Source organism: Vibrio sp. MMH1-50 (assembly GCF_022347645.1).
GTDB lineage: Bacteria > Pseudomonadota > Gammaproteobacteria > Enterobacterales > Vibrionaceae > Vibrio > Vibrio harveyi.
Genome location: NZ_JAKRGG010000015.1, coordinates 64956 through 71957, shown reverse-complemented (window position 1 = coordinate 71957; position 7002 = coordinate 64956). Strand labels below are relative to the sequence as shown.

General features: G+C 44.4%; 6 protein-coding genes. 1 reads left to right on the top strand and 5 read right to left on the bottom strand.

Translation table 11 applies throughout. From position 1 onward, the window contains the following. Nucleotides 1-2: 2 nt before the first annotated feature. The 3 genes from MHO32_RS13320 to yccS all read right to left on the bottom strand — a co-directional run bounded on the left by MHO32_RS13320 (nt 3) and on the right by yccS (nt 2926). Nucleotides 3-266, bottom strand: coding sequence for a hypothetical protein (locus MHO32_RS13320; RefSeq protein WP_005447226.1), 264 nt, complete (start codon nt 264-266; stop codon nt 3-5). Between the two features lie 114 nt (nt 267-380). Beyond that, on the bottom strand, nt 381-542 hold the full coding sequence (locus MHO32_RS13315) for a hypothetical protein (protein ID WP_009697258.1): 162 nt from the start codon (nt 540-542) through the stop codon (nt 381-383). Between the two features lie 230 nt (nt 543-772). Next, on the bottom strand, nt 773-2926 hold the full coding sequence (yccS, locus tag MHO32_RS13310) for a YccS family putative transporter (protein WP_239212422.1): 2154 nt from the start codon (nt 2924-2926) through the stop codon (nt 773-775). A gap of 292 nt (nt 2927-3218) precedes the next feature. Here yccS and helD point away from each other — a divergent pair, with 292 nt between their 5' ends. Continuing rightward, complete coding sequence (gene helD / locus MHO32_RS13305) at nt 3219-5288, top strand: DNA helicase IV (RefSeq protein ID WP_009697256.1); 2070 nt, start codon at nt 3219-3221, stop codon at nt 5286-5288. Between the two features lie 101 nt (nt 5289-5389). Here the strand turns inward: helD and MHO32_RS13300 are convergent, their stop codons facing one another. Together MHO32_RS13300 and torT are read right to left on the bottom strand one after the other, a co-directional pair. Further along, a complete protein-coding gene (locus MHO32_RS13300; RefSeq protein WP_005447220.1) occupies nt 5390-5845 on the bottom strand; it encodes a methylglyoxal synthase in 456 nt (151 codons plus the stop codon). A gap of 64 nt (nt 5846-5909) precedes the next feature. Next, nucleotides 5910-6959, bottom strand: coding sequence for a TMAO reductase system periplasmic protein TorT (gene torT, locus MHO32_RS13295; protein ID WP_080573709.1), 1050 nt, complete (start codon nt 6957-6959; stop codon nt 5910-5912). Nucleotides 6960-7002: the final 43 nt, after the last annotated feature.

Genomic DNA, 7002 nt, shown 5'->3' with positions numbered 1-7002 from the left:
GCTTAAACGTGGATATCGAGTAAGCTGCCGATGACTTCGTTGTTTTTATCAACAACGGAAGCACCAATGCGATTGTAAGTTGAGGCTTGGGTGAGATTTACCAAGGGTTCGATTGGGTTAGAAGGCAAATCAGAAGCCTTATTGAACTCAAGTTCGTTGCCTTTTACTAAATCGACTTTATTGAAGGCGAGATCATTTTCTTTTATGAAGTCTTGCTGAATTTCATGCGCAGCACCTTCAGCCATCTTATGCGATAGCTGAATCATATTATATCCGGACTGTATTCCTGATACTGGCATGGTTACTCTCTCACTTTTTATGCTTTTGTTAGCATAGGAAGTGTTGATAATTCGTGCAAGTGCTTTATTTGAACTGTTTGATTACGCAAACAGTTTTGAAAGCATATCACGCTCTTCCGAAGAAAGAAGCGGACTCTCTTTTTTATTAAGGGATAGATTAATTTCACCTTGAAGTGACTTTAACTGAGAAGCCGTCAGTTCATTAATCTTCTTTCTTAATTCATAAAATTCTTGAGTAGTCATCGTGACCTCCCCACATTTCTTGGGTTTCTCCTTCATCAACCCACCTCAGCAACCCTCATGGTCACAATCAAACAGTGTTCTAATATGGTTAGATTAGATTTTGAGTGGTGATTTTTTGTCCGAGAAATGTCAGATGGTGTCAAATGACATGTAAGAATATTCTTATGAATAAGTCTGCTAATCATAAAGGAGTAGAATCATAACCTACTCCTCTGGAACAGTGTTCTTAATCAGTTTACGCGCACGGCAAACTTAGAAGCCAGTGAATGCAACTCGGGTAACATGCGATAGATTAGGTGAAGCTGTTGAAGCACCATTCGTGCAGAATGATCATCTTCATCACGCCACTCATTTAACCGTTGTTCCAAGTTCGTGTCATCGATCGAGGACAAATCGCATTCTTCACAATGTTGATGCAGTTGTCGGTGCAGTACGTCTAGATGTTGGTGAATACAACGGTGTGCATCCAGAACGAGTTGGTGAATCGACTCATCCTCAATCCTTGTACGGTGTGCGCCCAGTGCTGAAATGTAACTCAACATCGCGTGGTTTAGCGTTAGGAAGCGGAAACTCTCATCCACGGCTGTACGGTACTTACCCGGTTCCGCCAGCATAGTGCTGATGGCTGAAGAGAGGTTGGCATCGGTATTGTGCGCCTGGCGACGAGCAATTCGATAGCTCAAGTTATCTTTCTTACCAATTCGGTACTGACCGATGATCTGTCCAAGATATTGCTTGTTGGCGTCGATTGCATCAGACATGACTTTATGCAGACGTTTTGATTGCCAATCAGGCAGAATCACCATAACAGCACCAACCGCTAACACACAGCCAATCAAGGTATCTGCAAGGCGAGGGAGCACCACAGCGTAGCCTTCGCCCAATTGGTTAAATAGGAACAGCACGAGTAAGGTGATAAAGCCTGTCGCATAACCATAGTTGTTGATGCGAAACGCAAAGAACATCACGCCGGATATCACAATGAAGACCAACTGGCTTTCTTGGGAAGGAAAGAAGGTGAGCAGTGGTACGCCAATCAACAAGCCCGCTAACGTGCCAATTACGCGCGCAGTAAGCTTCTGTCTTGTCGCACTGTAGTTTGGCTGGCAGACAAACAACGTGGTCAGCAATATCCAGTATCCACGATCAATATCGAACGCTTGAATGATCCCATACCCTGCAGTAAGCGCAATCGACATGCGCAAGGCATGACGAAACAACATTGAATCCTTGTTCAAGTTAGCTGAAATGCGTTGCCACATTGCTTTAAGCGTGTGCGGATTGGTGTCATCCAGTACGTCTTCTTCCAATCGTTCAGCATCTGGGTTGTTGATGTTACTCAACTGCTTTTCCACGGTCGCAAGGTTATTGAACAGGTACGTTAACTGAGCCAATAAGCGCTTCCAGTGACTTTGCTGTTGTTCTTCTAAATAACCCAATGAGTTTTGTAATTCCGCTAATGCCAATATGGATTGATCAGTGTGCGTGTACTCGTTTCCCAACCGAATCGCATGAGCGATATCGCGGCAAGCTTGGGCTTGAGACTCAAGCAAATACTTAAAGCGGAATAAGACGTCAGAGCGTTCGAATTCCGTCGCCAAATCTTGATAGCGATAATGGCTGGAACTCACGCGCTCGTGAATGTCTTGTGCAATAAAGTAGATATTGAGGAAGCGGTCACTCGGACCATCAATATGCCCGCGTTTGGAGCGGCTAAGCAGGGTTGCTTTACAAGCATTCAATGCATTTACGGTGGCTGCGTTTAATCTTGCTACTTCAATCCGCATCGGCTGCGGGGTTAAGTTCGTTACTGGATGAAACAGCTTGGCTTTCGCATCAAGGTAATTGGCGATTTGCAGGAACACAGTTGCCAGACTTTGCTGAACAGGCTGCATTGGCCAAAACATCTGCCAAATCATCGACATAAAGTAATACCACGCAGCACCCGTTAAAAGCAGCAATGGTTGGAACCAAATATTGGTACTCTCATGTGCCCCAAGCATGGTGTAGATGGCGATCAACAATGAGCCAAATGCAATGCTGGCGTACTTAGGTCCGATTGCTCCTAGCATGATGAAGCCGAATGTCGAGACAAACAGACCAATCGCAAATGCCCATGGTGTATCAAATAAGATCTCTATTGAGAAAGCAGCGACCGCAAAACAGATAAAGGTGAGAAAGAGGGCTTTTATCCTACCTGTAAAGCTGTCATCAGTCTCTGCAAGTGCAGCGGCAATGACACCTAGAATCAGGGGCGTGATTAATGTGTTTTGCTGGAAGTACCATGCGGGGATCACGACGCCTAGTAAAGTGATCAGAATAAGAATGCTGTAGTTGAGAGTTTTGTTTGCCCAAAAGAGGCGGAATTTTAAAGCTGCTTGCACGATGCGCCTTTCGTTGCCGGTGGAAAACGAGAGAAGTTTAACAAACTCACTATAGCGCGTTTATGACCTAATTTAATAAAAATCGTCACTTGCTCAGGAAATCAACAGATTTGTCATTGACTTAACGAATCTACACGGATGAAAGAATATACCGTTGTTCACAAATTCAACAGTAATGTGAATTTTAATTAAGAATACAGACAGAAGGCGATTTGTGCTTCATCCATCGCTACAATTTAGCGGTCTAAAATGATATAAAACGGGAACTTCTATATCAAAAGGCGCACCTTTCATGCAGCTTACTGCCTCTAATAAAGCACAGTTTTTTATTCAAAATGAGTATTACCAAGTCGAAATAAAAGAAAACAGTGTTTTATTAAGCTCAGTGGGTAGTGAAGAACACATCCCGTTTACGATTTGGAATGGCAAAGTTAGCGTGAAACGTGGTCTTCTCTGGAGCTCACTTCAGTTTTTTGCTCATGAGCAAGATGGCAAGCAACAAAGCTGGCTTGTGCAAGGTTTACCTTGGCCGCAATGTCGTAAGTTTGCGGTCGAAGCCGTGCGTCAGTATCAAGATTGGCATAACACCCAATGTCGTAAACTCGCGGAATATCTACCCAAGTGGGAAGATGAGCTGTATCAACTCAAACATCTTCCAGCCTACTTACCTCACTCAAAAGTGCAGTCTTGGGTGACTCAACTGAACGAAGAGCTCATTGAAATCAAAACCAGTTTGGCAGAAGCGAAAATGCGCATGCCTAAACGTATGGCGGAGATTGAACCATGGCTTGCACAAACCTCGCAGACGTTGAGTGAGCGTAACCATGAATGGTTAGAGAACGAACGCCCAAACTGGGAAGTGCTGTTTAGCCGAATTGAATCTTCGCCGCTTAACCTTTCTCAGCAGCATGCGGTGCTCCTTAACGATGACCATAACTTGGTACTAGCCGGAGCTGGTTCAGGTAAAACTAGTGTGCTGACAGCGCGTGTGGCGTACCTTCTACAAAGCCATCAAGCACAGGCAGAAGAGCTGCTGATGCTGGCCTTTGGCCGTGACGCTGCCAAAGAGATGAAAGAGCGATTGGTCGACAAAGTTGGCTTGGCGGCAGAAAGTGTTCGCGTTAATACATTCCATCAACTTGGTTTGCGCATCCTAAATCAAGTTGAGACTCAACCCGTGGAAATCAGCCCATTAGCGCTTGATGATAATCAGCGCTCAGCCTGGTGTATTGATTGGCTTAAGAAACATTGGATGACGCCAACAAACTTTAAGCGTTGGCAAAAGCATCTAGATAAATGGCCGATTGCGTACTTGAAAGGTGACGATGAGCTCGGCAGTCACTCGGAAAATCCTAAACTGATTGCTTGGTTAGATAACCAATTGTCTCAACTTGCATCGGTTGGTTTAACTAAGAAACAAGTACAAGAAAAGCTAGTTAATCACCAAGACTACACTCGTTTAAACAGTGAGTTGGCACTTTGCTGGCCGTGCTTTAGTGCGTGGCAAAAGATGCTCAAAGAAACCAATCAAGTGGACTTCCCAACCATGATCAGTCGTGCGACCGATTACGTTAAGAAAGGGAAATTCAGTTCACCTTGGCGTTTTATTATGGTGGATGAATACCAAGATATTTCTCCTGATCGCTTGGCGTTGATTGAGGCTCTATGTGAATCCACAGAGAAGCAAGCAGGTGCAACCTTATTTGCTGTAGGTGATGACTGGCAAGCGATCTACCAATTTGCGGGCGCAGATGTGGATTTGACGACAGGATTCCAAGATAGATTCATTCATTCAACGGTGCATCACTTGGATACGACGTATCGCTTCAACAATCAAATTGGTGATGTAGCAAATACCTTTGTGCAAGAAAACCCGTCGCAATTACCGAAGACACTAAACAGTCACAAACAGCGTAAGCAGAAAAGCGTTCATACGGCACCAAGCAACCAAGTTGAGAAGATTCTTGACCAGCTTAACCAACAGGCGAAGAAAACCAAATCTGTGTTGTTGTTAGGACGTAATCATTACCACAAACCAGACTTATACGATGACTGGTTGAAGCGATTCCCGAACTTGGATATTCGCTTTATGACTTGTCACGCGAGTAAGGGTAGAGAAGCAGACTTTGTAATTATTCTATCTGTGGACGAAGGGCAATTCCCTGCGAAGAAAAAACAAGCTCATATTGATGGTGCGCTATGTGAGTCGAAAGACAAGTATCCATACGCAGAAGAACGTCGTTTATTCTATGTGGCAATTACGCGTGCGAAGGAAAAAGTGTGGATCACGCACACGGGAGCAGGGTCCTCATTTGTTCAAGAGCTGGTAAATGGTGATTATCCCATCGTGACGTCAAGATAAGGTATACCTGTTATCTGATTACAACAAAGGCGATACTCAGTATCGCCTTTGTTTTACTTGTGATGAGTTTTATTTGTGACGAGTCGATCCGCTCAGAGGAATTAAGTGCGCTCTGCTATATATGCGTCGTAGTCTGGCACTTCAATATCAACTTCTTGGTCGATCAGTGGAGAGTTGAATAGGAACTTCGCTGTCGCGCGGTTCGTTGCTACAGGAATGTTCCAAACACTTGCAATACGTAGTAGTGCCTTTACATCTGGGTCATGTGGTACAGCATTTAGCGGATCCCAGAAGAACACAAGAACATCGATATTGCCTTCAGAAATCAGCGCTCCAAGTTGCTGGTCGCCTCCCATTGGACCACTGATCATGCTCTTGATCGCTAAGCCCGTTTCTTTGCTTAGCATGTGACCCGTTGTGCCAGTCGCATACAAGAAATGGCTTTGTAGCTTTTCTTTGTTCTCTTTTACCCAACGAAGCAGTTCAGGTTTGCAATTATCGTGGGCAACCAATGCCACATGTTTGTGCGCAGGCATGGTACGAGTTGTTTTTTGCATCAAGTTATTTCCGTTTTTATGATTTTAAAGTCGTTCCGGTTCAATAAAACACACTTTTTGCCTATCAATCAACAGCCTTAACGCTGAATGTCGGCCTATATTCTGACGGAGATAACGATTCTTCAATTGTATCGTCGTGAAGTGTCTTTGGCGTCAATGGTTTGATCTGTGGAGACGCATGTTTTTCATACGGTTGATGACGCAAATAGTGCGTCGCTTGAAGGACAGACAAACGGCCTTGTTCCACCATCTTATCGGTTGGAGCGAATAACACCTTATGACGCAATAGTCCACGATACACACCATGACTGAGATACACGGAAACCAAACCAATGTCCTTGGTTTTGTTTGCACTGCGTAGTTCACTGATCGCGGCTTCGATCGCAACGGCACTACCGACAATGTAGTCGATATCGCCCATATCAATAACACGCTGAACTAGGTTACGCTGTAACTCTTTGTCATTGTCAGCCCAGTAAGAATCCACGATGTGAATATCGCTGTTCTTTATTGCTTCGTAGAAACCTGTGGTAACCGGTTTGGTACCACCACGCGTTCTTGGACCAAGCAGTAGGGCAATATTGGTTTTACCCGAGCCTTTAGGGTGCTTTTCTGCAAGGTATTTGCCGGCTTCATAGCCCATCCAATACCAGTCCACACCAACTACGCCTTTAAGCAGTTTGGTTTGCTCTGCATCAAGGTCGAGTTGATTTACGGTAGCAAATACAGGCGTATTACCAACCCAGTTTCTCAGGTTGTGCTCATAAGCTTGTGGATCAACGGTACCAAGGATAATGGCATCGGCACCCCATTGAGTGCACAAAGCCAATTGTTGCTCTTGGCGCGTTTTATTGGGATAACCGCCTGCCTCAAGTACGCGCAGGTTAACACCCAGTTTTTCCGCTTCGGAAACCATTCCATAGTTTACTGATAGCCAGTATGAATCCTTTAAATGAGGGTAAATGGCACAGATTTTCTCTGCTGCAAAACTCGGCACTGAAGCGAAAAGTGTCATTGCTAGCGCAGATTGTTTGAAAATTGTGCGAAATGAACGCTGATTTATAACCATGAAATGAAGTTCGTTGGCATAGATTAAGTAAACACTGCAAAATATAACGTAATATGTCGCCGAACACGAATATTAAGGTCAGGAAAAT

Bases quoted from the DNA above. Each gene is read 5' to 3' on its own strand.
- MHO32_RS13320 (WP_005447226.1), bottom strand. From the start codon at position 266: ATGATTCAGCTATCGCATAAGATGGCTGAAGGTGCTGCGCATGAAATT.
- MHO32_RS13315 (WP_009697258.1), bottom strand. From the start codon at position 542: ATGACTACTCAAGAATTTTATGAATTAAGAAAGAAGATTAATGAACTG.
- helD (WP_009697256.1), top strand. From the start codon at position 3,219: ATGCAGCTTACTGCCTCTAATAAAGCACAGTTTTTTATTCAAAATGAG.
- MHO32_RS13300 (WP_005447220.1), bottom strand. From the start codon at position 5,845: ATGCAAAAAACAACTCGTACCATGCCTGCGCACAAACATGTGGCATTG.